This is a genomic window from Nocardiopsis sp. TNDT3 (assembly GCF_003427465.1).
Taxonomy (GTDB): domain Bacteria; phylum Actinomycetota; class Actinomycetes; order Streptosporangiales; family Streptosporangiaceae; genus Nocardiopsis; species Nocardiopsis dassonvillei.
Map to the genome: position 1 here is coordinate 1 of NZ_QPFC01001150.1, position 1827 is coordinate 1827.

General features: G+C 73.5%; 2 protein-coding genes. Both read left to right on the forward strand.

The genetic code is table 11. The features are described 5' to 3' along the window. Positions 1-143 precede the first annotated feature (143 nt). A complete protein-coding gene (locus DQW06_RS24995) occupies positions 144-932 on the forward strand; it encodes an SAM-dependent methyltransferase (protein WP_013153730.1) in 789 nt (262 codons plus the stop codon). A 370-nt stretch (positions 933-1302) separates the two neighbouring features. Further along, positions 1303-1737, forward strand: coding sequence for a hypothetical protein (locus tag DQW06_RS25000; protein ID WP_041552758.1), 435 nt, complete (start codon positions 1303-1305; stop codon positions 1735-1737). Positions 1738-1827: the final 90 nt, after the last annotated feature.

The following is a 1827-nucleotide window of genomic DNA, read 5'->3' on the forward strand; positions in this document are numbered from 1 at the left end:
GAGCGGGCCGGGGACGCCCGGGGGCGGCGGAGGGCACGGATCGTTGCCCGGAAACCCCTGTGGCGCAAGGGTTTCGTGGTTGCGGTGTTGCCCACCGGGCCAGGACAATTGCAGCGCGACACCCACTTCCCCGAGAGGACACCATGGCCGCCACTCCCCCCATCGACACGTCGGTCCCCCACTCCGCACGCGTGTGGAACTACTGGCTGGAGGGCAAGGACAACTACCCCGTGGACCGGGAGCTGGGCCAGCAGATCGCGCGGGCCTTCCCCGAGATCGTGGAGGTCGCCCGCGCCGACCGGCAGTTCCTCGTCCGCTCGGTCACGCACCTGGTCGAGGAGGAGGGCGTCCGCCAGTTCCTGGACATCGGCACCGGCCTGCCCACCGCCAACAACACCCACGAGGCCGCCCAGGCCGCCGCGCCCGAGTGCAAGGTCGTCTACGTCGACAACGACCCCCTGGTGCTGACCCACGCCCGCGCCCTGCTCACCAGCAGCCCCGAGGGCTCGACCGAGTACGTCGACGCCGACCTGACCGACCCCGGTCCCCTCCTGGAGCAGGCCCGCCGGTACCTGGACTTCTCCCAGCCGATCGGGCTGACGTTCATGGGCACCCTGGGCCACTTCCCCGCGGACGAGAACACCTACGCCCTGGCCCGCGCCTACGTGGACGCGCTGCCGTCGGGCAGTTTCCTGGCCCTGTGCGACAGCACGAGCACGAGTCCGCAGATCATCGAGGCGTCCAAGGCGTGGAACGAGGGCGCGAGCCAGCCCATCCACCTGCGCACCGCCGAGGAGATCGAGCGCTTCTTCGACGGCCTGGAACTGCTGGAGCCCGGCGTGGTCTCGGCGTCCCTGTGGCGCCCGCTGCCCACCGAACTGGGCGAGCCCAAGGAGGTCGCCCAGTACGGCGGCGTGGCGCGCAAGCCCTGACCGCGGACGCGTGCGCGGGGCGCCGGGCCGGAGAAACCCCGATCGGGGAACGGGGCCGGGCGGTCCCGCGCTCACCGGGAGACGGGAGAGCCGGACGGACGGCAGCGGGGCCGGGCGGGCGGACCCATGGCCACCGGCCGAGAGGACCGGGGTCCGAGGGCCGGGACCGAACGGGCGGTCCCGTACTCGGCGGACGGGACCGGGGAGTGGGCGTTACGCGGCACGGACCGCCTCCCTCCGGAGGCCGACCGGCGCACCGCGCGCCCTGCGGACGGCCTCCGACCGGCCTCCCTCGAAAAATCCGGGTTCCTCCCCGATCAGGCCTGTGGACAACCCGATCCGGCCGTGTCCGCGCGCGCATACTCAGAGCATGCTCTCCTCACACGCCTCCGCCCTGCTGTCCGCCCTCCTCGACGACCTGCCCGGCACCAAGCACCTCCTGACCCTGCACACCCGGCACGTGCTGGCCACGTCCGTCGAACGCCGGGAGGAGGGCTTCGACGTCGAGCATCCGGCGGTGGTGGAGCGGCTGTGCGCCGCCGTCACCAGCGGCGACCCCGCGGCGGTGGTACTGCGCAGCCCCACCGACCGGATCTCCCACACGCTTCCCGACGGGGTGGACGTCCCCGTGACGCTGGTGCGCGGCTGGACGGTCACCGACCGGACCCTGGCGCCCCTCGACGAGGCGCGGATGTTCGACGCCCACTGCACCGACTCCGCGTCGGGCGAGCCCATACCGCCGGAACCGGGCGTGGTGTACACGGACGCGCCCGCGGTCGACCTCACCCTCTTCCACGGCACGTGAAAGCCCCCGGCGCCGTTCGGTGCCGGGGGCCCTCACATGCCGCCCGGGGCGGCGCGGCGGTCGCGGCCGCCGCGCCGCGGGTGGATGTCG